This is a genomic window from Roseicitreum antarcticum (assembly GCF_014681765.1).
In the GTDB taxonomy this organism is placed as follows: Bacteria; Pseudomonadota; Alphaproteobacteria; order Rhodobacterales; family Rhodobacteraceae; genus Roseicitreum; species Roseicitreum antarcticum.
Genome location: NZ_CP061500.1, coordinates 27,760 through 50,753, shown reverse-complemented (window position 1 = coordinate 50,753; position 22,994 = coordinate 27,760). Strand labels below are relative to the sequence as shown.

General features: G+C 59.8%; 26 protein-coding genes and 1 pseudogene. 7 read left to right on the top strand and 20 right to left on the bottom strand.

Going from position 1 to position 22,994, the window contains the following annotated elements; translation table 11 throughout:
• Positions 1-105: 105 nt before the first annotated feature.
• Both H9529_RS17510 and H9529_RS17505 read right to left on the bottom strand, forming a co-directional pair.
• The gene (locus H9529_RS17510; protein ID WP_092892305.1) at positions 106-453 is read right to left on the bottom strand and encodes a hypothetical protein; all 348 of its coding nucleotides are present in this window, start codon (positions 451-453) and stop codon (positions 106-108) included.
• Positions 454-515: 62 nt separating this feature from the next.
• Entirely contained in the window at positions 516-932 is a 417-nt protein-coding gene (locus H9529_RS17505; RefSeq protein WP_092892307.1) for a hypothetical protein, read from the bottom strand.
• Positions 933-1,231: 299 nt separating this feature from the next.
• Here H9529_RS17505 and H9529_RS17500 point away from each other — a divergent pair, with 299 nt between their 5' ends.
• The 5 genes and pseudogenes from H9529_RS17500 to H9529_RS17485 form a co-directional block, all read left to right on the top strand.
• On the top strand, positions 1,232-1,462 hold the full coding sequence (locus H9529_RS17500; protein ID WP_092892309.1) for a heavy-metal-associated domain-containing protein: 231 nt from the start codon (positions 1,232-1,234) through the stop codon (positions 1,460-1,462).
• A gap of 63 nt (positions 1,463-1,525) precedes the next feature.
• Positions 1,526-3,445 (top strand): heavy metal translocating P-type ATPase, encoded by a 1,920-nt coding sequence (locus H9529_RS17495; protein WP_092892310.1) that lies wholly within the window; start codon positions 1,526-1,528, stop codon positions 3,443-3,445.
• Between the two features lie 103 nt (positions 3,446-3,548).
• Positions 3,549-3,683, top strand: coding sequence for a hypothetical protein (locus tag H9529_RS21165; RefSeq protein WP_256327074.1), 135 nt, complete (start codon positions 3,549-3,551; stop codon positions 3,681-3,683).
• A gap of 1 nt (position 3,684) precedes the next feature.
• The gene (locus H9529_RS17490) at positions 3,685-5,058 is read left to right on the top strand and encodes an IS5 family transposase (RefSeq protein ID WP_092892312.1); all 1,374 of its coding nucleotides are present in this window, start codon (positions 3,685-3,687) and stop codon (positions 5,056-5,058) included.
• 105 nt (positions 5,059-5,163) lie between these two features.
• Positions 5,164-5,739 (top strand): annotated as a pseudogene (locus H9529_RS17485) (DUF924 family protein); the annotation flags it as partial.
• Here H9529_RS17485 and H9529_RS17480 read toward each other — a convergent pair.
• Positions 5,700-5,936 (bottom strand): hypothetical protein, encoded by a 237-nt coding sequence (locus H9529_RS17480; RefSeq protein WP_092892314.1) that lies wholly within the window; start codon positions 5,934-5,936, stop codon positions 5,700-5,702. The pseudogene H9529_RS17485 and the gene H9529_RS17480 sit on opposite strands and share 40 nt — an antisense overlap.
• A gap of 157 nt (positions 5,937-6,093) precedes the next feature.
• Between H9529_RS17480 and H9529_RS17475 the strand changes: the two genes are divergently transcribed.
• Entirely contained in the window at positions 6,094-6,819 is a 726-nt protein-coding gene (locus H9529_RS17475; RefSeq protein ID WP_092892315.1) for a Crp/Fnr family transcriptional regulator, read from the top strand.
• Between the two features lie 97 nt (positions 6,820-6,916).
• Here H9529_RS17475 and H9529_RS17470 read toward each other — a convergent pair whose 3' ends face one another.
• The 17 genes from H9529_RS17470 to H9529_RS17390 form a co-directional block, all read right to left on the bottom strand.
• Entirely contained in the window at positions 6,917-7,114 is a 198-nt protein-coding gene (locus H9529_RS17470) for a hypothetical protein (RefSeq protein WP_092892317.1), read from the bottom strand.
• A gap of 232 nt (positions 7,115-7,346) precedes the next feature.
• Positions 7,347-8,636, bottom strand: a complete 1,290-nt coding sequence (locus H9529_RS17465) for an IS256 family transposase (protein ID WP_092893044.1) — start codon at positions 8,634-8,636, stop codon at positions 7,347-7,349.
• A gap of 212 nt (positions 8,637-8,848) precedes the next feature.
• Positions 8,849-9,439 (bottom strand): GNAT family N-acetyltransferase, encoded by a 591-nt coding sequence (locus H9529_RS17460; protein ID WP_092892393.1) that lies wholly within the window; start codon positions 9,437-9,439, stop codon positions 8,849-8,851.
• Between the two features lie 394 nt (positions 9,440-9,833).
• Complete coding sequence (locus H9529_RS17455; protein WP_092892395.1) at positions 9,834-10,721, bottom strand: F0F1 ATP synthase subunit gamma; 888 nt, start codon at positions 10,719-10,721, stop codon at positions 9,834-9,836.
• The gene (locus H9529_RS17450; RefSeq protein ID WP_092892397.1) at positions 10,705-12,231 is read right to left on the bottom strand and encodes a F0F1 ATP synthase subunit alpha; all 1,527 of its coding nucleotides are present in this window, start codon (positions 12,229-12,231) and stop codon (positions 10,705-10,707) included. Before H9529_RS17450 ends, H9529_RS17455 begins: the two co-directional genes overlap by 17 nt.
• Positions 12,221-12,979, bottom strand: a complete 759-nt coding sequence (locus tag H9529_RS17445; RefSeq protein ID WP_092892399.1) for a F0F1 ATP synthase subunit B family protein — start codon at positions 12,977-12,979, stop codon at positions 12,221-12,223. Before H9529_RS17445 ends, H9529_RS17450 begins: the two co-directional genes overlap by 11 nt.
• A 2-nt stretch (positions 12,980-12,981) precedes the next feature.
• Entirely contained in the window at positions 12,982-13,272 is a 291-nt protein-coding gene (locus H9529_RS17440; RefSeq protein ID WP_092892401.1) for a F0F1 ATP synthase subunit C, read from the bottom strand.
• Positions 13,269-13,973, bottom strand: coding sequence for a F0F1 ATP synthase subunit A (locus tag H9529_RS17435; RefSeq protein WP_092892403.1), 705 nt, complete (start codon positions 13,971-13,973; stop codon positions 13,269-13,271). Before H9529_RS17435 ends, H9529_RS17440 begins: the two co-directional genes overlap by 4 nt.
• Positions 13,973-14,293: an ATP synthase subunit I gene (locus H9529_RS17430; RefSeq protein WP_092892405.1), complete on the bottom strand. Its 321-nt coding sequence runs from the start codon at positions 14,291-14,293 to the stop codon at positions 13,973-13,975. Before H9529_RS17430 ends, H9529_RS17435 begins: the two co-directional genes overlap by 1 nt.
• The gene (locus H9529_RS17425) at positions 14,290-14,574 is read right to left on the bottom strand and encodes an AtpZ/AtpI family protein (protein ID WP_092892407.1); all 285 of its coding nucleotides are present in this window, start codon (positions 14,572-14,574) and stop codon (positions 14,290-14,292) included. Before H9529_RS17425 ends, H9529_RS17430 begins: the two co-directional genes overlap by 4 nt.
• The gene (locus H9529_RS17420; protein ID WP_092892409.1) at positions 14,571-14,984 is read right to left on the bottom strand and encodes an ATPase; all 414 of its coding nucleotides are present in this window, start codon (positions 14,982-14,984) and stop codon (positions 14,571-14,573) included. Before H9529_RS17420 ends, H9529_RS17425 begins: the two co-directional genes overlap by 4 nt.
• The gene (gene atpD, locus H9529_RS17415) at positions 14,981-16,369 is read right to left on the bottom strand and encodes a F0F1 ATP synthase subunit beta (RefSeq protein ID WP_092892411.1); all 1,389 of its coding nucleotides are present in this window, start codon (positions 16,367-16,369) and stop codon (positions 14,981-14,983) included. Before atpD ends, H9529_RS17420 begins: the two co-directional genes overlap by 4 nt.
• A gap of 178 nt (positions 16,370-16,547) precedes the next feature.
• Positions 16,548-17,108, bottom strand: a complete 561-nt coding sequence (locus H9529_RS17410) for an HdeD family acid-resistance protein (protein WP_092892413.1) — start codon at positions 17,106-17,108, stop codon at positions 16,548-16,550.
• Positions 17,101-18,033, bottom strand: a complete 933-nt coding sequence (gene arcC, locus H9529_RS17405) for a carbamate kinase (RefSeq protein WP_092892415.1) — start codon at positions 18,031-18,033, stop codon at positions 17,101-17,103. The genes H9529_RS17410 and arcC overlap by 8 nt, the downstream gene beginning before the upstream one ends.
• A gap of 3 nt (positions 18,034-18,036) precedes the next feature.
• Positions 18,037-19,038: an ornithine carbamoyltransferase gene (gene argF, locus H9529_RS17400; protein WP_092892417.1), complete on the bottom strand. Its 1,002-nt coding sequence runs from the start codon at positions 19,036-19,038 to the stop codon at positions 18,037-18,039.
• Positions 19,039-19,050: 12 nt separating this feature from the next.
• On the bottom strand, positions 19,051-20,280 hold the full coding sequence (locus H9529_RS17395) for an arginine deiminase (protein ID WP_092892419.1): 1,230 nt from the start codon (positions 20,278-20,280) through the stop codon (positions 19,051-19,053).
• 15 nt (positions 20,281-20,295) lie between these two features.
• Positions 20,296-21,747, bottom strand: coding sequence for a YfcC family protein (locus H9529_RS17390; protein ID WP_092892421.1), 1,452 nt, complete (start codon positions 21,745-21,747; stop codon positions 20,296-20,298).
• A 364-nt stretch (positions 21,748-22,111) separates the two neighbouring features.
• On the opposite strand from H9529_RS17390, the gene H9529_RS17385 reads away from it, so the two are divergent.
• Positions 22,112-22,768: a hypothetical protein gene (locus tag H9529_RS17385; protein ID WP_223814405.1), complete on the top strand. Its 657-nt coding sequence runs from the start codon at positions 22,112-22,114 to the stop codon at positions 22,766-22,768.
• Positions 22,769-22,994: the final 226 nt, after the last annotated feature.

Sequence of the window (22,994 nt, the reverse complement as noted above, 5' to 3'; positions counted from 1 at the left end):
TGTTTGGGAAGACCCGCAACGCGTGAGCTTGCGGACCGATAGGGGCAATTAAGAACAGCAGCGGCCGAGAGCCCGCGAGAGTGGGTCGAACGGGCGCAAAACGGCTCAACCCGTCAAGGTTTGCTGATGGGTCAGGCGCAGCCACTTGTCGTCGTCCTTCAGGTAGGTCGACGTGCACAACGCTTCAAAAATTGGGGCATCATCCCGTTCTGCGGAGACGCGGTAGGCGAGAGCGACGATATTGTCCTGTTGGGACAGATGCCGCTCGGACATCACGACGGAGCGCCACCGCTGCGCAACCTCGGCCTCTCGCCAGAGCGCTTCACCCTGTAGAATTCCCACGGGATAAGGGAAGACGAAAACGGCATCCTTCGCGGACATGTGGCGCGCACTGTCTGCACCTTGCGTCCAGAAGCGTTCTTCCAGATCCCAGATTTTGGCCTCGTCAGTCATATCAAGTACCTCTCAAGATAAAATTTTTTGGGGGCAGGCCAACTGTCGGACGTCGACGCGTCTCAGTTCCCCTGTGTCAGCGCTACGGTCCATACAAGAAACAGGACCGTCGCTATGATCCAATAGGCGGGCGCTCCGAATGGCAGGTTCATGATTTGAGGCACCGCGCCACCCGCAGAGGGCCCCGCAGAGATCGTCCGCCTCGGCAAAAGGTCCAGCAGTGCCAATGCACCCTGGCCTTGATCCGGCACAAGCGCCGGCACGTCCTTGAAGCGTGCCAACAATGCCTCGAGTCGCTTCTGTGCTGGGGCTTCCGGCATACTGGACAATTCCGATGCTTCCCTCCACGGGTCGACATCAAGCCGCGCCAGCATCGACAGGACGGTGACACTGGCACCTGTCTTGTCCTCGCCCACCACCGCGCCGAGAAAACCATCGAATGCCGGGTCGCGGCCAAGCTGTATCTTAGGCTGTGCCATTTTGAGATCAACTCCTGTCTTGCGGGATGCACCGTGATGGTGGACGTGGATGCGTCGTCACACTGGGCTGAGGCACAGGGCATCTTCGGTTGGAGCAGTTATAGGCGGTATAGAGGCAACCGGTGCTGACGCAGATCAGGATGCGTCATTGTTAGATGTGACAAGATGCTCATTCCCGACATTCAGAAGCAATCCGATCATGTCCACTGCCGTCAAAGCACCGAACGCAGATCCTGTGCGCTAATTGTGCGCCACGAATTCGTTCAGAAACAACCGTGATCACATGAAAGGATCCAGCCATGACCAGTACGACAACCCAAACAACCCTGCGTAGTGACGAGCTTTCCTGTCCTTCCTGTGTGCCGAAAATTGAAAAGGCGCTGCTGGCGCTGCCGGGCGTGGAAAAGGCCGAGGTGAAATTCGCCAGCGGAAAGATCGTGGTCGACCACGACCCGGCGCTCAGTGACGTAGCCGCCTTGGTGAATTCCATCGCCAAGTCCGGTTATACCGCCAAACCATCGGCATTCTAAACCCTCCACCACTTTCCCCGCTGCCCTCCCGTGGCGGGGCTTCTCCACGAAAGGAGCGAGCTTATGTTTGCGGGACTCATAGACATCTTCAGACACCCCGTCAGTCGGCGCAAATGGCTGACCATCGCCAGTGGTCTGTTCATCAGCGTGGCACTTGTCGCGTGGTATGGGTTCGGGCTGGCTGCCCCTTGGGCGCCCCTGATGACAATTGCTGCGGTTTTCGCGGGTTATGATATCGCGCTGCGGGCCTGGAGCTCGCTGCGCTTGCGTCAGCTCAGCATCGAATTGCTGGTCATCGTCGCGGCGATTGGCGCTCTGTTCATCAACAACCACTGGGAATCTGCCGCCGTTACCTTCCTGTTCATGCTGGGGGCATGGCTGGAGTCCCGGACAATGAGCCGCACGCGCGGCGCGCTCAAGGCGCTGATCGACGCCGCGCCAGTCACGGCAACTGTGCTGCGCAATGGCGAGACAATCGAGGTGGCCGCGCATGAGGTGAGCCTCGGCGAAACTGTTCTGGTCAAGGCCGGTGAGCGCCTGCCGGTCGATGGCGAGGTGATCGAGGGCACCGCCGCCGTCAACGAGGCGTCGATCACTGGCGAGCCGATCCCGGCCGAAAAATCCCCCGGATCAAAGGTCTTTGCCGGAACACTGGCCGAAAACGGGCTGCTGCATCTGCGCGCCACCGGCGTCGGCGCCGACACCACGCTGGCGCGGATCATCACCCGCGTCGAAGAGGCGCAAGAGGCCAAGGCCCCGGCCCAGCGGATGATCGAAAATTTCGGGCGCTGGTACACCCCCGGCGTTTTCGTAATGGCGATTGTCAGCTACATCGTCACGCGTAACGCGGAACTGGCGCTCACGCTGCTGGTCGTTAGCTGCCCCGGCGCGCTGGTCATCTCGACCCCGGTGTCGGTGATCGCGGGGATCGGGCGCGCGGCGCGCGCCGGTATCCTGATCAAGGGCGGAGAGCATCTGGAAAACGCCGGGCGCATCACCGCACTGGCGCTGGACAAGACCGGCACGCTGACCGAAGGCCAGCCGCGTCTGGCTGAGGTCGTGGCACTGAAAGGCCAAAGCGAGGCCGATGTCCTGCTCTGGGCCGGCATCGCCGAGACTGGATCGAACCACCCGCTGGGCCGTCCGATCATCGAGGCGGCGCGCAAGCAGGGCCCTCTGCCCACCGCCGCATCGCTGGAGGAGATTGCCGGCATGGGGCTGATTGCACGCCATGACGGTCACGATATCGCCGTCGGCAGCCACCGCCTGTTCGACCATCTGGGCATCGACTTCAGCGCCGAGGCAAAGGACGGCACCGCCCGTCTCCACGGGCTGGGCCACACGGTGGTGATCGTGGCGCGCAATGGCGCGGTCGTGGGCCTGCTGGGTCTGGCCGATATGGCGCGCGCCAGTGCCAAGCCGATGATCGATCGCCTGCACGCGCTTGGTGTCCACCGCGTGGTGATGCTGACCGGCGATCAGCGCCCGGCAGCCGAGGCGATTGCGAGCGCCGTTGGCGTGGACGAGGTGCACGCCGGGATGATGCCCGACGACAAGCTGGACCGCATCCGGGCGATGCGCGCCGAGGGCCTGCACGTGGCGATGGTCGGCGACGGCATCAACGACGCACCGGCGCTGGCGGCGGCTGACATCAGCATCGCCATGGGCGCCAGCGGCAGCGACATCGCCATCGAGACGGCGGATATCGCGCTGATGACCGACGATCTGGGCAAGATCGCCGAGGCGATGGAAATCGCGCGCGCCACGCTGGCCAACATGCGCCAGAACCTCGTCATCGCGGTTCTGACCGTCGTCGGGCTGCTGTTCGGGGTCTATACCGGTACCATCCATATGGCGGGCGGCATGCTGGTTCACCAGCTTTCGGTGCTGATCGTCATCCTCAACGCCATGCGCCTGCTGCGCGTGCCGAAGGCGACCAAAGCCAGAGCGGCAGCGCTGAGGGCCGAACGCGTCGCGGCATAGGTCTGCTGGCACGCAGAAGATAAAACCCGCGCCTCGGTGGCGCGGGTTTTATCCGTTTGACAGGGATGATTGTCCCCGTCGGCATTCCGGAATTGGAGTTGATATGACGACCATTAAAGAGTCCGCCCTGAACAACCAGCAGGTATTTGATTTTATTCATAAACGTCCCGAATTTATTGGGCTGAAAGTGCAGGATTTGGTATTGTCTCAGCAGAAACCCTGCAATTTCGAGCCATGATATGAAGCCGAAAACGCGATCCACGGAACAGGACGACCTCTTACGCGTACGCGCCCGATTGATCGAAATGATCGACATGCGCCATGAGTTGGTGAAGCTCGCTGCCCTGATTGACTGGGATATTTTCGAACGGGAATGGGCAGGATTCTTCCCCTCCCACACCGGCCGCCCCGCCACCTCTCCGCGTCTTGTGGCGGGGCTTTTGTATCTTCAGCATGCTTTTGCGCTCTCGGATGAGGCGGTCGTGGCGCGATGGGCCGAGAACCCGTATTGGCAGCATTTCTGCGGCGAGACGTTCTTTCAGCACCGTCTGCCAATTGACCCGTCTTCCATGACGCGATGGCGCAAGCGGATTGGCGAGGAAGGTGTCGAATGGATGCTGACCCAAACGATTGAGTCCGGGAAACGTGCCGGGGCAGTGAAGGGCAACGATCTCAAGCGGGTCACGGTCGATACCACGGTGATGGAGAAAAACATCGCCCACCCGACGGATGCCCGGCTGTATGAGACGGCACGGCGCAAGCTGGTCGGGCTGGCCCGCGAGGCCGGAATCGGGCTGCGACAGAACTACAACCGCCTCGCACCCCGGCTGCCCGGTCAGGTCGGCCGCTATGCTCACGCTCGCCAGTTCAAAAGGATGCGCAAGGCACTGCGCCGTCTCAAGGGCTACACGGGTCGCGTGCTGCGCGACGTCGAGCGGCAACTGGATCAGATCCCGGAAGGGGTACTGAAGGCGCGCATTGTGGAAATTATCGCGCTGGTGAACCGCCTGCTGGCACAGGAACCGAAGGACAAGAACAAGCTTTACAGCCTGCATGAACCGGCGGTGGACTGCATATCGAAGGGCAAGGCGCACAAGCGATACGAATTCGGAACCAAGGTCAGCGTGGCCACGGCCAACCGGGGTGGCTTTGTGGTCGGGATGCGGGCGCTTCCCGGCAATCCCTACGACGGTCATACACTCAGCGAGGCGCTGGAACAGGTCGAAATCCTGACCGACCAAAAGCCGGAGTTCGCTTTCGTCGACCGTGGATACCGTGGCCATGGCGTGCAGAATGTAAAGGTCTTCATCAGCGGTGCCAAGCGTGGCGTAACCCGGACCATCGCCAGGCTCTTACGACGGCGAAGTGCTATCGAGCCGATGATCGGGCACATGAAAAACGATGGCCGACTGACGCGAAGCACCTTGAAAGGGACCGAGGGCGACACCGTCTTCGCCGTGCTCTGCGGCTGCGGCCACAACATCCGCATGATCCTCAGGTACCTGAGGATCATTTTGCACCAGCTGATCTGGCTGATCCGCCCTGCCTGCATGATCGTTGACGCGAAAATGGTGTACGGTCGGACAGATCAGGCCGCCAAAATTGCGACCTGAAAGCGATGTTCAGGACGGACTAAAGAGCGTAAGGAATGGGACGATGTTCTCGATTTCTGGTTTCCCGAGCGGCACGCGCCGCATGTCGGGGCACAAGCCCACCAAGCGCATTGGCTTTGGAGAATGCAGGGCGGTGCGGACGCTGAGATCATCGCACAGTTTTCAGATTTGACCGAGAAGGCGGCGCAGCGTGGTCTTGATCACTGGGCGCAGAATACGCACGGAAGGCTGGCGCTGATTATCCTCCTCGATCAGTTCTCCCGCTCCGTCTGGCGTGATGATGCAGGCGCCTATGCGCAGGATCCCTATGCGCTATCACTGGTGAACGAGGGCTTGGCAAACGATCACTATTCCTCTTTGGAGACCCCGTGGTTCCATATTGTCTTTGGCCTGCCGTTGGGCCATTGTGAGGGTCTTGACCATTTGCACCGTCTTGATTTGCTGATCAACCTGCGCGAGAAAATCGCCGCGTCCGTCCCGGCATCACTTCAGCCGATCTATGCGTCGTTGGTCACTCAGGTCCGCGACGTTCGAAAGATCATTGCCGCATTCGGACGACACCCTCATCGCAATGGCATTCTAAACTGGAAATCGACCGCCGGAGGGCGGTTACATCATCAAAGCCCTTGGTGGGGACAGTGTCATTTCCGTCTGACAGAGTTTCCACCGAATATGATATGATTGATCAGCGTTGCAATTGATTTGTGCTCTACGATCTCTGCTTCAGAACCACCCGCATTTTCATGCGTCGCAGCGGCATCTTCCAGAACACCCATAATTTCACGCTCTGGCAGGACCTTCGCGTCGTTCAGTGCAAGCAGCAGCGCCTCGCAGATTGTCAGCGCAGCCATACCGGCTTCTGTGCTATTCTCGGACATGGTTTGTTTGCCTCTTCAGTTTATTGCGCTTACACAGAGGACCAGTGCAGCGATCGTTGCAGACTCTCAAAATAACCCTGAATTCGGGCTGATCGAGATCAGTCTCGAAGCACTATTTTTTGAATAGGAAATAAAAAACCACGTGAAGGGTCATCGCATGGAAACGAAACCATTAGTGCGTAAACTGGGGGCTCTCGTTGCTCTGACTGATGTCGAGCTTCGGGTTCTTGACGCCTTGCACAAGCGTCGGCGCACCTTCGCCACCGGACGCGATCTGGTTCATCAAGGGCGCGCGGATCAGGCCACCTACATTTTAGTTTCCGGTTGGGCCGTTGCCTATAAAATATTGGAAGATGGCCAGCGGCAGATCATAGATTTTCTGATCCCCGGTGACTTCATAGGCTTGCGCGGCATGGTGTCCCACCTGTCTGATCACAGCGTCGAGCCGGTTACCGACATCGAAGTGACGGAAGTGCTGGTGGCCGACTTTATGACGGCGCTTGCCGACACCCCGCGGATGGCGATTGCGGTCTTTTGGGCGACGTCCCGGGACGAAGCGATGGTTGTCGAACATCTGATCAACATCGGACGCCGCGACGCTGCGGTGCGCGTGGCGCATTTTCTGCTTGAACTCGGTGCCCGGCTTGCGTTGGTCGGCTTGGGAAGCAAAGCAGGGTATGCCTGTCCGCTGACGCAGTACCTGTTGGCTGATGCGCTTGGGCTGAGTTCTGTCCATGTCAATCGGGTGCTACGACAGTTACGCGACAAAGGAATGGTGACCTTTCGCGACGGTTTCGTGACCTTCGATGACTATGGACGTCTGACCGAGTTTGCCGGGTTTGATCCAGAATATCTTGACCAGATCGGACCGCTTCTGAAATAGGGATCAGCCTTCCCCAATTTTCACATCAAATCGTAGAGTTATAGTTTTTTAGAGTACGGCTGCCCGACAACATATGCCGGGCGGCCAGGCGGTCATGTCAGGCGAGAGCGTGGGCGGCTGCATTAAGTTCTTTGTTCGTGTCGGCGTCGTTCTTGACCGCGTATGCTTTCTCCGCAGCCTGATAGTGCTTGTGCGCCGTGCCCTTTTTCAGGCCCGAGGGTACTTCGGCCCATGCGACCTTCACAGATTTCATTTTGTCGGCTGTTTTAATCGATTTGTTGGCTTCGGTTATCATTTACTTGTCTTTTTGTGGACGGCCCGAAAACATGAAACACGCGGGATAGGGGACGAGGGGACAGTCTATCCCGCGTGCCTCAGTACCAGTAAGACTGGTTACACGTTCACCGAGTTCCGGTGAATTATCAGGACTATCGCGCTGGTTTAGCCCTTCGACATTGATGCAGGTCACCCGGGAATGTCCCGCTCGATGTTGAAAAGCGCGACGGGGGACGCTGCTGATTTCAGGGTTACGCGGCATCTGCCACCTGGTCAACGGCGTCTTCGGGTTTGGAGCGATGCTTCTCCAGTGCTGCCTTGAGGACGGGCAATTGCTTGTGGGCCTTGAGGCGACGAAAGCCCTTGGCGGCCTCGAGCATGCCCGCAGCGGTCCAGCGCAGCGCCATTTTCGCGTCGCGCCAGCGCTTCACGTTCCGGCAGACCTGTCTGATCACCGCGTTCATAGACTCGACGATGTTTGTCGAAGCCAGTGAGCGGCGCAGTTCGGGCGGCAGGCCGAGGCGGGTCACGGTGAGGATCTCGTCGAGGCCCTCGAGGATGCTCTTCGACACGCCGGGCGCCTCGAGTTCGAGGCGGCGCGCGAGGGTGCGCAGAAGACGTTCGGCCTTGTCGGCATCATCGAGCTCCCAGGCCTGGCGCAGGGCGCGGCGGACAGCGGCGTGAAGCTTGGGATTGAGTCGCTCGGTGATGTTGCGAGCCTTGTGGACCTGGCAGCGCTGGATCGGAATGTCCGCGCCAAAGGTCCGGCGGATCGCCTTGGTCAGGGCCTTGGCGCCATCTACGATGAACAGCCGACAGACTGCGGGTTCGAGCCCACGCTCGATCAGGTTGTCCAACAACGCCTGCACGGTCGCAGCGTTCTCCGTCGCGCCTTCGACCACGCCCAGCGGGTGTTTCCGGCCGTCGGCATCGATCCCGATCGCGCCCAGCATCAGCAGGTTGTCCCCCATGTGCAGACCATCGATCTGGATCACCAGCAGGTCGAGCGCAGACAGATCAGAGGCCATCCATGCGTCCATGCGCGCCTGGGTCAGCGCCTTGAACCGCCGTGAGACTGCGGATTTCGACAGCCCCGATCCCGCCTCGGACGGCACCCCGGCCTCGGGCAGACGCACGGCGCGGCCGACTTTGCGCGTGGCGACATTCATCAGCATCAGGCTCATCGCCCATTGCTCCAGCCAGCCGGCCTGCGCAGCTTCCTGCCAGCTTGGCAGCGACAGCTCCTTGCCGGTGGTTTTTGATCGCACCCGCGGACGCTCCAGTTCCACCTTGCCACCGTGAAAGCCCACCGGGCCCCGCGTGCGGCCCCAGCGATACCCCTGCTTGTCGGCACTGCGCGCATGCGGGGCCCCGGCCAGCGCCGTCGCGTCCTCCTCCAGCATCTGCGTCAGGCTGGCGAGACCCGCGACCAGGCAGAACCGCTCGAAGCTCGCCCCGACCGCATCACGGGCCTCTTCGACTGCCGCCGTCAGCTCGGCCTTGCTGGCCAGGGCCAGCGGGGATGTGGTAGATGTTTTCATGGTGTTGCTCTCCATCTGGATTGAACACCCCGAGCCTACGGCTCAGGGAGAGCAACGCCACCCTTCAGATAACGAACTTCAACATCGGTCGGGACATTCCCGGTCACCCTGTGCCATTTCATTTAAAGGATATATCCGTGACGCCTTCTGTATCGTAAAAATCTGGCCGGATATCGGCCAATTCTGACGAGCATGACTTGTGGCGGGACCGCCTATTGGAAGCTTGCAAGCCTGCGCGCGTCCTTGAAGGGATCGTCAACCGTTGAAAGGGATCTTCCCTCGGTATTCCCCGATATCGGAATTCGGATATTCATTTCCATGCCGTCCATGGAAGCTCGTGTGCCGCCGAGTTGACGAAGAAGCCCCAGCATCGTCGTGTTTTCGCCATGCACCAAAGCGCTGAATGTGGTGATGCCTTCCATATCGGCGAATTTGGCCAGCACACCGATAAGGAGGCTACCGAGCCCTTGCCGTTGGTAGCTGTCGACAACCGTGATCGCGATTTCGGCAACGTGGCTTTCATCGGGAAGCCGAAAGTAACGCGCGATCGCGACGGGTTCAGGAGAAGGCTCCCCGACGACCATCGCGCCGACCGCCACGTGATCAGGACCGTTTACCGCTGTGAATTTCGTCAGTTCCGGTGAGGTCAGATTTTTCCGGTGTCCCAGAAATCGAAAGTACTTCGATTGGTCTGACAGATGCGCAAAACCAATTTCCAACAGATGACGATCTTCGTGCGTCACTTCCCTCACAAGGATGGATGTGCGGTCTTTCAGGATTGTGTGAAACGGTGTGAGTTTCATGGGTACCTCAGGCGTCGGATACGGCAGGCCGCAGGGCCCGGGTATCGTCCTTTGCAGGTCGACGGTTTCCAAGTTGGTCCGGCATGACCCGCGTTCCCGAACGTCCCTCGAGAATGGCGCGGCAATTCCACGTCGTTGTTGAGAGCATATCGTCGTCGCCGCGCCGCCGCACTGATCTGGGTCAGCCTCCACCAACAAAGCGAATTTTTACTGCTACAGAGGTAGAGCGTCCGGCTTCCTGGCTCACCTATCCGGTTTTGTCCATTTAGCTGGCGTTGCGCTCCGGTTGCACAGGTATCGGGCCAGACTGCAGACAATTCAGACTTGGGACCTGCCGGATTATCAACCGCCCAAATATGCTACATTCACTTCCATCTGTACGAGGTTCAATTGCCTACTGGACCGGACTACGTTTGCGTTTGTCACGCGCCTTCAGCGCTTCGAAACCGACAATGACATCCAGAAGCTCTGTTGTGATTTCGCTTTGGCGGACCGAGCGTGTCTCGGACTGCAAATCCTCCAGCCGTTCATCTACAGATTGTTCGGCTTGCTGCATCCGCGCCAGCCGCGCTGCATTTTCGGTCATCAATGCTTCGGCGGCGGCGCGTTGCACTGTAGCGAACAACAGGTTGCGCACGAGTGCAGCCAGAAGTGCCGGCTCGGGCAATGAAAACTTTGGAAGACTGCGTGAAACCCAAGGGCGCGCAGCCAGATTTACCAGCACCTCTTCATCTAGCGGCAGCAACTGCTGGGCAACGGGTGCTTGTCGGCCATGGGCGGCACGCCTCGTGTAGATCAGAGTGACGGGTTGATCCTCGCGCATCGCGTCAAGTCGGGTGACAAGTTCGTCTGCCAGCCGGTTGAGCCCATCTACGTTGGCTGGCGGCAACAACGTCACTTCGGGGACAATACCTTCGCCCAGCAACGCGTCCTCCATCTGTGCGCCAACGCAAAGGATCCGAACCTTTTGGCCCGGAGAGATATGACGCAGGGTCTCTGTCGCGATCACCTCGTTGTAATTGCCGCACAGGCCGTGGTCTGATCCCATGACGACCAGTATTGACCGGGTCTCTGACGGGCTGTCCTGGACCAGTGGACCAGTCACCTGCAGGAATGCATGCAATCCGTTTAGAACCGTGTCCCGCCAAGCGTCGATAGCGTCGGCTGCCCGTTCATAGGGCGCGGCATTGATCGCAGACATTGTCTTCATCGTGCGCACGATGCCACGGATGCTTTGCATGGTTTCGGTGCGACGGGTCAGGCGCTCAAGTGTCTCGGCCATTTGTATCCTCCGCGATTGCAGCGCGCGCCATATCGACGATCTGCGCACGACCCGCCTCATCCAGCCGTTGGCCCGACGCAATCAGGTCCCGCGTCTCGCCGTCACCACTGCGGACTGCGCGGCGCAGCGCATTGCTTGCTGCCGCCATCGCCGGTTCCGCCATGTCGTCAAACAGACCCTCCATCGCGGCAATCAGCACGGCAAGCTGTTCGTCGGCGGGCATGGGATCGCGTTCGGACTGGCGAAGTGCGGCGCGGACCGCGGCACCGCGCGCCAAACGTCCGCGTGTCGCCTCGTCCAGTCTCGTGCCAAAGCGCGCGAACTCTTCCAATTCTTCGAATTGTGACAGGGTCACACGCAGATTGCCCGCAACATCGCGCAGCGCAGGCGCCTGTGCCTTGCCGCCCACGCGGCTGACCGACACCCCCAGATCGACAGCCGGAAACTGGTTCTTTCGCACCAGTCGGGGCGACAGATAAATCTGCCCATCGGTGATCGAGATCAGATTGGTCGGGATATAGGCCGACAGGTTCTCCGCCTGTGTCTCGACCACCGGTAGGGCCGTAATAGACCCACCGCCAACTCCAGGGCCGAACTGTCCGGCGCGTTCCAGCAGCCGGGCGTGAACGAAAAAGATATCGCCCGGAAACGCCTCGCGCCCCGGCGGACGGCGCAGCAGCAGTGACAGTTCTCGATAGGAATGGGCGTGGTGGGTCAAGTCGTCGAACACAATCAGCACGTCACGGCCATCTGCTGCCAGTGCTTCCGCCATCGACATGGCCGCATAAGGTGCAACATAGGACTGGCCCGGTGTTTCCTCGTCGCCTGCCGACAGAACAATGGTGTTGTCCATCACGCCGCCGTCGCGCAAAGCCCCGATCACTTTGGCCACCGCGTCGCCACGCTGCCCGATGGCGCAATAAATGCACGCCACACCAGTATCCTTCTGGTTCAGGATGGCATCAACCGCGATGGATGTCTTGCCGGTCTGCCGATCGCCGATGATCAACTCGCGCTGCCCCATCCCGACAGGCACGGCGGCGTCAATTGCCTTGAGGCCTGTTGCCAGCGGACGTGTGACGGGCCGACGGTCGAGAATACTGGGTGCAGCAACTTCGATAGGGCTTTCCCGTTCGGTTGCAATCGGGCCGTTCCCGTCGCGCGGCCTTCCCATGGCGTCGACGACCCGGCCCAGCAGTCCATCACCAACGGGAACGCTGATCACCTTGTCGGTGCGCTGAACGTCAGACCCCGGCACGACCGATCCCGACGGTCCCAGTAGCACGACGCCAAGGCGGTCCTGCTCTAGGTCGAATACGATCCCATACAGGCCGCCGCCAAAGTCCAGCAATTCATCCACCAGCGCGCGCGCGAGGCCAGTGACGATGGCGATGCCGTCGCCGATCTCGGCCACTTTGCCGATCTCGCGCAGTTGCGGTTTCGGGGCAGGTGCGTCCATTAGCGCCTGAAGCAGATCGTCGGTTCCGTCGCGGAGGGCTTCATGCGGCATCTGCATGTTCCTTCTCGTGAACGGTGTCGTTCAGAATGACCTGCAAACCGTCGACATATCCGTCCACCGTCCAACCAAGCTGCGCCCCGCCAAGCCTTAGCGACAGCCCCGGGGAATGCGCGGGATCAGTTTCATAGCGCACCGATGCGCCGGGCAACGCGGCATCGACGGCGGCATCGATCTGGTCGCGCAGATCGTCCGGCAACGTACTTTGGGTCGTTGCCACGGCTTTCCGGCTGTCGCCCGCTGCCGCTTTGAGATCATCAGTCATGTCGCCCATGCGTGAAACCGCGCGGGCAACGATGCGCTGTTCCAGGGTTTCACCGGACAGATCATGCAGTGCCTTGCGCGTCAGTGACACCAGCGCCGCCGCGCCTTTTTGTTCCAACCTAGTGGTATAACGCAGGGCTTCCTGCGCGCGCTCGGTCTCGCGGGCGGTCTGTTCACGGTCCAGTCGAGTGCGCGTCTGCGACATCAACTGGTCACGCTCCGCTTCTGCCTCCGCGCGGGCCTGCTGCACGGCGCCGTCGCGGGCAGCTTTCAGGCGCTCCGTTTCAGCGCGGTGTTCGGCCTCGGCGATCTCGGCTGCCTCGCGCACTTGCGCTGCCTCCGACATGCGCGCAGCGATCTGGGATTCGCGCGCGTCTATCCCATCAAGTATCGGGCGGTAGAGGAAACGCTTCAGCAGCCACACCAGGACCAGAAAGTTGGCCAGTTGTGCCGCGACGGTGATCCAGTCAATGGACATGCTCAGCCACCCGCACCTTGCGCCGCCGCCTCAAGTGCCGCGTTCCAGAATGGATTTGCGAACAGCAGGATCATGGCGACAACAAAGCAGTAGATGGCGGTGGATTCGATCATCGCAAGGCTGACGAACAGTGTGCGCGACAGGGTCGATGCGGCATCGGGCTGTTGTGCGATGGAAGACATCGCACTTGCCGCAGCACGGCCTTCGCCCAATGCGGGTCCAAGTGCACCGAATGACACAGTCAGTCCGGCGGTGAATATCGAAATTGCGGCGATAATGCCAAGATCGGTCATGTTGTTTCCTTCGCAGTCGTGGAATCGGGTTTGGAATCGGGGGCTGCTGTGGTCGACGAGATGTAAACCGTCGCAAGGATGGCGAAGATGTAAGCTTGAATCACGCCGGTCAGCAGGCCCAGCATGTCCATCACCACAGGGAAGAAGAACGGTGCAACACTCAGCAGGATGGCGCCGATCACTGCGCCGCTCATGACGTTTCCGTAGAGACGGATGGCCAGTGAAATGCCGCGCGAAAACTCACCGATGATGTTGAACGGCAGCATGATGACATTCGGCTCGATGTAGCTGTGCAGGTACCCGCCGATGCCACGGCTCCCGATCCCGAAGATTGGCACGGCAACCAGAACCGCCAAGGCAAGGGCGGCGGTTGTTGACAGCGATCCGGTGGGTGAGCGCCAACCGGGCACGATCATCAGCAGGTTGCACGTGATGATGAACAAAAACAGCGTCCCGGAAAAATACAGCAACCGGCGGTCCGGGCGTGTGCTGATCTCGTCGATCTGGCCCTGAATGGTCAGTACGATGGCCTCCAGCGTGGTGCGCCAGCGGTCTGGCGGCACATCGGGGCGCAGATTGCGGGTGATCAGGATCGACGAAAGCGTCAGGATCGCCATGACGACCCATGTGAACAGGATCGTTGCGTTGATTGCAAAACCGCCAAGCACAAATACGATGGTGTCGTCCGGTGTCATTTCCATCACGTCACCTCCTTGGTGGCGTGCATGACCGTCGCGCCCGTAGGGGACCGCAAGGCGCTCGTCACAACAAATCGAACCACCAGAAATGCCAGTGCAAAACCCACGAGCGCCACTGCGCCCGATTGCGAGATCCAGAACCCCGCGCCGATCAACAGCGCGATGCGGATTGCGGCACTCGGCAGCAGCACTGCAACGGGTCGCGCGGTCCGCAGGGCCAACCGCATTCCCCACGCCAGTCCGGCGAAGTAAAGCGCGGTGGCAACCGTTCCGGCCAACAGGCCGAAACCAAAGAGGGTGTAATCGAAATTTAGCAAAATCATTCGCCTTTCTCCCTGTCGATCCAAGTCCATGCGAGAAACCCGCCGATCACGACACCGCCAAGGATCAACGCGATCGTCCATGAAAACTCCTGTGGTGAAATGCGGTCCAGCCAGAGACCAAGGAACGCCCCGCCGACGGTCGGTACCGCCACGGCCCAGCCGATCATCCCGAAGACCCCGATCCCGCGCAGGGGGCTAGGGCCGGGATTGTCGCGCGCGGCTTTCTTGCGGGCGGCCTCCCGACCGATCTGGTCGGTCTGTTTACGTGTTGGATCCGTCATGGCGTTGGGTCCTTTCGCAATCCGGCAAAGCGGCGCACCATATTGGCCTCAAGCCGCGACAGGGCCGACCTCGCAATGCGTTCGTCGTCTTCAACGGCTTCAAAAAACGCGTCGACCGTGTGGCCCAGCGTTTCCAGATCATGGCTCTCCACCCCGCGCCGCACGGCGATTTCAACTTTATGTCCGGACTTGACCAGCAGCCCTTCGTCGATGCCAAAGATCCGCTCCGCCCCGTCTGGTTGCGTAAGGAGCAAGACGGAAGGCACCAGCGCTGAGACGAAATCGGTATGATTGGGCAAGATGCCGAACGCGCCATCCTGTGCGACAGCGTTGATTTGTATCACCTCGCCGTCGAACAGCGGGCCACCGGGAAGCCGGATTTTGACCTGCATCTGCGTAGCCGTACTCATGCTGCCACCTCGGTCTCGGGCAGCGCGCCGATCATATAGTAATCGCTCTCCGGGCGCTCGAAGCTGTCTTGTGACAAGATGGTTTCACACCCTTTCAACGTCGCATCGAGCGGCACCAGCTTGCCGCCTGCCCCTGTGGAGGCGCTGACGGTCGCAAAGGGCTGTGTCAGGAAACGCTCCAAGCGCCGTGCACGGGCAACCACGGCACGGTCATGGGCGGACAACTCCTCGATCCCGAGCATTGCGATGATGTCGCGCAAATCCTCATACTCCGCCAGCGTTCGACGCACCGCACGGGCAATGTCATAATGTCGCTGGCCCACCACGCCGGGGGTCAACATGACCGAAGACGACGCCAAGGGGTCGACCGCGGGATAAAGACCCTCGCTGGCCCGTTTGCGCGACAGCACAACCGAGGCCGACAGGTGCGAAAAGATATGCGCCGCCGCCGGATCGGTGAAATCGTCGGCGGGAACATATACCGCCTGAATGGATGTGATCGCGCCTTTTCGGGTAGAGGCGATGCGTTCCTGCAAGGTCGCCAGCTCTGTGGCCAGCGTCGGCTGATAGCCCACACGCGAGGGCATCCGCCCCATCATGCCCGACACCTCGGACCCTGCTTGAACATAGCGGAACACATTGTCGATCAACAACAGGACGTCCTGTTCGCGGTCGTCGCGGAACCATTCGGCCATCGTCAGCGCCGATTTACCCACCAGAAACCGCACGCCGGGGCTTTCGTTCATCTGTCCGAACACCATGGTCATGCGGTCGCGCACGCCCGCATCGCCCATTTCGCGCCACAGCTCTTCGGCCTCGCGTGAGCGCTCTCCGATACCGCAGAACAGGCTGACTCCGTCGTGATGTTCGACGGTATTGTGGATCAATTCACTGAGCAGCACGGTCTTGCCCACACCAGCACCTCCGAAGAGGCCGGTTTTGCCACCCCTTTCAATTGGGGCCAAAAGATCAATGGCTTTAATTCCGGTTTCCAGAACTTCGGCATGCAGTCTCCGCTCCGATAGACGCGGCGGCGCGCGATGGATCGAGCGGCGTTCTTCCGTGACCGGCGCTGGCTCACCGTCAAGCGGGGCGCCGAACATATCCAGCATCCGGCCAAGAACAGCCTCGCCGACCGGCACCAGAACCGGGCCGCCCGTGGCGCGCACAGCCGTGCCGAGGCCCAGCCCCTGCACGGACGCCAGCGCGATGCAGCGGGCAGCACCTCCTTCGACAAAGGACATGACCTGCATGGCAATGTCGTCTGCATAAAGCAGATCGTCTATGTCCGGACCCTGTGCCGAGCTCGGAAACAGGACATCTACAATACCGCCGTGCACCGCCACGATACGGCCGTCGGTCTGTGCGTCAGGTGCATTTGTCACGGCTTAAACCGCCGACGGTTCTTGGTCGACCGAGCACTGACACCCGTCGATGAAGATGGAATGTTCGAGAGCGCGTAACCGCACCTGATTTCAGCAACGCTTCCGGTGACGATCACACACTCATCGCGGACTTGGATCATGTAAGTTCCGCTTTTTGGCTCTAAGGAACTTTCAGTCATCATGCCGACACACGGGCGGGTTTTTCACGGCGTAAACGAAGGGACAGTGCGATAAATAGTACGCCGAACACTATCGAATACATGCCGATAATCCAGATGATCGACAAAATTCCCGCACCCGGAACGATGAACAGCAGCACACCGAACAAGACAGACATGACGCCGCCTGCAACCAGAAACCACTCACCGTGAATTTCGCGACGCAAACGGATTGCCATCACAATCCTCAGGGCGCCCCCGACGATCGCCCATGCCGCGATGAACATCAGCAGGATAAACGCGGTTACACCGGGCGCCACGAACGTCAATACGCCGACAACGATACCCAGAATCCCTTCGAGCGCCCAGAGCCACCAGAGCGAAAGGCGATTCCTGTCGCGGATCGATTGGACCAGCCCAAAGATGCCGTCGATCAGGACATAGGCGCCAAACAGCGCGATCAGCATCGTGAGCGTCAGCCCTGGCCAGACGAAGGCAGCGATCCCGAACACGATGGCGGCAACCCCGCGCAGCAAGAAAAGCCACCAGTTGCGTTGCAGGAAACCTGTCAGGTCATCCATTTTTTACCTCCTTATTGTGTTGCAGAGAGATGCGCGTCCCCGCACGGCCCGCCAGAATGTCTGCAGCCTGATCCAGTCGCCCGATCCCGCCCAAGCCACCACCCGCCGCGAAGGCGGCGGCGGCGGTGACCTTCGGACCCATAGAACCAGCTGGCAGATCCAGTTGCAGCGCGTCCTCTGGCGCAATCGCTCCAATTTCGCGTTGCTCATCCGTGCCAAAATCCTGCATCACTGCAGCGACGTCCGTCAGCAGCAACAGCGCATCGGCCTTCAATTCTTGTGCCAGAAGTGCGCTGGCGGCGTCCTTGTCGATCACCGCCTCGATGCCGATCAGGCTACCGTCCGCTTGTCGCACCACCGGGATGCCGCCGCCGCCGGTGCAGATCACGATCACGCCGTGCTCCAGCAACAGCCGCAGTACGCCCATATCAGGAATTTCCTGAGGGAGGGGCGAGGCCACAACGCGCCGCCATTTGTCGCCGTCGGGCGCGATAGACCAGCCACCAGCCTTGGCGCGCATCTCGGCCTCTTCTCGCTCATAAACCGGTCCAATAAACTTGGTCGGGTTCTGAAACGCCGGATCTTTGGCGTCTACCAGTATCTGCGTCAGCAGCGTGGCAACCGGATACTTATGATCAAGGGCATTTTCCAATTCCTGCTCGATGATATAGCCGATCATGCCGCCGCTTTCGGCCCCCAAAACATCCAGCGGATAAGCCTCGTCGGGTTTGTAGGTTGCGCCTTTTAGCGCCAACAGGCCGATCTGCGGACCATTGCCATGGGTGACCACCAGCTTGTGCCCCCCACGGACGATCTCGGCCAAGGCGATCGCGGCCTTTCGGGCATTGGCGCGCTGATTTTGCGCGGTCAGCGGCTGACCGCGTGTCAACAGGGCGTTCCCGCCAAGGGCTGCGACGACAAGCATGGATCAGCCCCCCAACGTAGCGACAAGAACCGCCTTGATTGTGTGCATCCGGTTTTCCGCCTGATCAAAGACGATGGACGCCGCACTTTCAAAGACCTCGTCGGTGACCTCCATCGCGGTCAGGCCGAATTTTTCCTCGATCTCCTTTCCGACATCTGTGTCAGTGTTGTGGAAGGCAGGCAGGCAGTGCATGAACCTGGTCCGCGGATTGCCAGTTTTTGCCATCACATCGGCGTTGATCTGATAGGGCTTGAGTAGCTCGATACGTTCGGCCCATTTATCTGTGCTTTCGCCCATCGACACCCAGACATCGGTATACAGAAAATCGGCATCCTTGACGGCCTGATCCACGTCTTCGGTGATGGTGATCCGCGCGCCGGTTTCGGCGGCGATGCCCTCGGCCTCGTCCTGAAAGGACTGATCTGGCCAGAGCGATTTTGGTGCGCAAAGGCGCACATCCATACCCATCTTGGCCCCGCCCAACAACAGACTGAAGCCCATGTTGTTGCCCGCGTCGCCCATGAAACAATAGGAGATTTGGCGTAAGGGTTTGTCCGAGTGTTCCTGCATGGTCAAAAAATCGGCCAGAATTTGAGTTGGATGAAATTCGTCCGTCAGCCCGTTATAGACCGGCACGCCGGACCAGTCGGCCAGTTCCTGCACGATCTTCTGTCCAAAGCCGCGGTATTCGATCGCATCATAGACCCGTCCCAGAACACGAGCAGTGTCCTTGACGGATTCCTTGCCTCCGATGTGCGTTCCGGAAGGTCCAAGATACGTGACCGTCGCCCCTTGATCGTGGGCTGCCACCTCGAACCCGACCCGCGTTCGGGTGCTGTCCTTTTCGAAGATCAGTGCAATTTCCTTACCCTTCAGCGTTTCGACTTCGGTGCCGGCATATTTGGCCGACTTGAGATCAGCAGAGAGTTTTAGAAGAAACCCAATTTCGGCGGGGGAAAAATCCCGCAAAGTCAAAAAGTGGCGGTTCTTAAGATTGAAAGCCATTGTGTCGTCTCCTTACACTGCGTCGCGGATTGTGGGGCAGGACATGCAGCGGCTGCCGCCTCTGCCGCGGCCCAGTTCGGCACCAGGCATTTCCAGCACCTCAATACCTTCAGCGCGCAAGGCCGCGTTGGTGTCGTCGTTGCGGTCGTAGCCCATGACGACGCCGGGTCGCAGTGCCAGCACGTTGTTGCCATCGTTCCACTGTTCGCGTGATTGTTCGAACGGGTCACTGCCGCCGGTGGGCACGACGTTCAGTTTCTTGAACCCCATGGCATCGGCAACCACATCAAACATCGGGCGTTTGTCGTGGTGCATCCTAAGCGGCTTGTCACCCTCTCCGGGGTGCAGATCATAGCAGGTCATTTCGTCCGCGACCTCCTTGAAGGCCGTGACGACATCGCCGCCACAAAATGTGAACACCGTGTCCAGATGCATCGCGGCGCGAGATTTTGGCATTTCGCAGGCGATGACCCGCTCTGCGCGACCTTGATCGAACAATGCCCCTGCCAGCAGACCGACACCTTGCGGCGAGGTCCGCTCACCCATGCCGATCAGGACAAGGCCGTTTCCGAGCGGCATGACATCGCCACCCTCAACCGTGGCAAGACCGTGATCGGCCAGCGGATCGCCCCAGATCACATCGACCTTGCCCGCAAATTTGGGATGGTAGCGATAGATCGCCGCCGTCAGTAGCGTCTCGGGGCGGCGCGCCTGCCAATACATCGGATTGAGCGTCACACCGCCAAAGATCCAGGCCGAGTTGTCGCGGGTGAACAGAAAATTCGGCAGCGGCGGCAGGATAAAGCCGTGATGACCGAGGTAGGCGCCAAACATGCTCTCAGTATCAAACGGGACATCCTTGACCGTCAGACCGCCGATCAGCCACTTCGACAGTTCCTCGCCCGGCAGATCGTCCATCCAATCGCGTAATTCATGGCGCATGCCGACACCTACATGGATCGCGGCGATGCGGTGGTCCAAAATCCACTTCCGGGCCTCTTTGATCTCCAGCGTCTCTGCCAGCATCGCGCCGGTTTCCAGCACCTCGACACCTTCGCCGCGCATGGTTTCAGAAAAATCATCGTGATCTTTCTGCGCCTGCTTAACCCAGAACACATCGTCGAACAGCAGCTCTGAGGCATTGTCAGGGGTCAGACGCCGATGCGCCAGACCAGGACGACAGACGATGACCTGCCGCAATTTGCCGGATTCGGAATGAACGCCAAGGGGTTGATCGGACATGGTATTTCCTTTCGATTAAAGAATGGCGGCTATGCTGATTGCGACGCTGGTAAAAACGACGAGGATCAGCATCAGAGGCCATATAAAGACAAGCCAGCGGTCATAGGACACCCGCCCGATGGCGAGCCCCCCGATGACCACGGCGAAGGTCGGGTTGATCAGGTTCACCAGGCCGTTGGCTGATTGAAAAGCGGTGACGACCAAATCACGGCCCACGCCCGCAAAGTCCGCGAGCGGCGCGAGGATTGGCATCGACAGCACAGCCAGACCGGAGGACGAGGGCACAAAAAAGCTCATCCCGACTTCGATCCAGAACATGACGTTGATAAAGGCCAGCGTGCCGAGGCCCCCGAGCGAGCTTTCGGCGCTGTGCAGGATCGTGTCGGCAATCAGGCCGTTCTCCATGATGACGACAATCCCGCGCGCCAACCCGATGACCAGGGCCACGCCAAGCAAATCACGCGCGCCGTCGACAAAGCTACCGGTCAGCCGTTTTTCACCTAAGCGTGCGATAACGCCGGTGACGATGGCAGCCCCGAGGAACAAGCCACCCATCTGCGCCATCCACCACTCTTGTGAGGCGACGCCCCAGATCATGACGGCAAAGGTCAGTCCGAACAGGACCAGCACGATTTTCTGCGTCGTGGACAGGGTATCATCGGCGTCGTTTGCGGTGTCATCATTCAGGAACAAACGTCGGTGCGCACCCATTTGATGGGCAACGACAGAGTGCGCCGGATCGGCTTTTACGCGCTTGGCATATCGCATTACATAGGCCGCGCAGATCGCCAGCCCGCCAATCAGCAGCACCAGACGCAGCACAATCCCGTCAGTGAAGGGAATGCCAGCAGCATCAGATGCGATAACAGTCGCAAAGGGATTGATCGTCGATCCCAGCACGCCAATGCCTGCGCCGATCAGGATCACGGCGACACCCGTCACCGCGTCATATCCTGCGGCAATCATGACTGGAATCAGGATGGCATAAAAAGCCAGTGTTTCTTCGGCCATGCCATAGGTCGTACCGCCAGCGGCAAACAGCCCCATCAGGATGGGGATCATCCAAATCTCGCGCCCCTTCATGCGGGTCATCGCAGCCCGGATGCCGGTATCGATCGCGCCAGTGGCGTTCACAACACCCAGAAACCCACCAAGGAACAGAACAAAGAGCGCCACATCGATGGCGTTGGCGGCATAGCTGTCAGGGTCGTAAAACCCCGCAATCGGCGCAAGAAGGACGTCAAACAGCCCCTGTGGATTCGACGGAACCTCTGCATAGGTTCCCGCAACAGCAATCGTTCGGCCTACAGTCTCGTCGTCGATACGCTCATACTGACCGGCGGGGATGATCCACGTCAGTATGGCGACCAAGACGATCAGCGCAAACAGGATCGTATAGGCGGTGGGGAAACGCGACGAGAGCACCTCCGCGTCGTCTTCGGGTTGTGGATCGATGTGAGAACTCATGTCGCACGTTCCTTTCGCCAGTTACACCAGCGAGACGGGCGCTTGGCCGTCATGCCGCTTTTGGTCACTGTCTGCGCATGTCTGCGATGTTTGGCTGATCTCGATCAGTCCCGCGGCGAATTATACCGTCCAGGGGCTTTGTTGATGGCGTGGATGCCCCTCCCGACGGCATCGGAATGTGCCATTGTGGTGAGTGTTAGAGCCATCACAAAAGGAAGGAGCATCCACGCCATCAACAAAGCCGTGCGGGATCCCAAAGGGCGGTGAGCGGATAAATTGAGCCTTGCGGCCCCTCGCAATCAAATCTCCTTGCTATCGTTTATGTTGTTTCGTATCGCTGCACCATTATAGATGGAGTCGCATCATGAAGCACATGGTCCATAGCGTGGCAGCCGCCGCGGCAATTAGCATATCCTCTCTTATGGGCTCGGCCGCTCCGGCCCAAGCCTATCAGGTCGACTGCGCGATCCTCTTGTGCCTTGCCGGGGGATGGCCTGCCTCTGCGCCCTGCGCACACGCGCGGGCAGTTTTCATTCGCCGGATCACCCCCTGGCCGATCGAGCCGCCCTTGCAGATATGGCGCTGTCCAATGGGAGCGTCTTTCAACGAGCCCGCGCCACTGTCGCCGATGGAGCGGCTCTATGACATAACGTTCCGTGATCCGCCCTTGATCCATTCGGAAGCGGCTTCCTCGCCATTGCTTCGCGTCCAGGCCGATGTCCAAGCGGATATCGACATCTCGGACGACGCTTTCGACTTTGTGCGGAGCATCCGCGTTTTTCATATCCAGTACCGTCAAAACGAAAATCGCGATGGCGACTGCAATCGAAGCGACTCGACGCGCTTGGGATCATACGGCCTTCAAGGTGACTATCGCTGGACAAGGTCCGGCGTGGCCCAGGTGCCGTCCGCGTCTCGGCTGACCATCCCGAACGGATGCGGGAGCTACTTCTACCGATCTGTCTTCGTCGACTGGCGTGATCACGCCGGGAACTACGGTTCCGAAGAAGTCCGCTACTGACCAACCAAGCGCCAGGTTTCCTGACCGCATCTCGCAAACCCCTGCACCGGAGGCTGTGCAATCAACCCAAAAAAGGAAATGACGCCAGACCGTGAAGCCTGACGCCGCGCTAGAAAAATCCGTGAACAAGAATTTTCTAGCGCACTGTCCAAACACCCGCAACCAGCAAAGTTGTTTTGCTGGCAAGAATGTTGTTGTCTCACGACATGGCGTCGGTTCTCTCAGG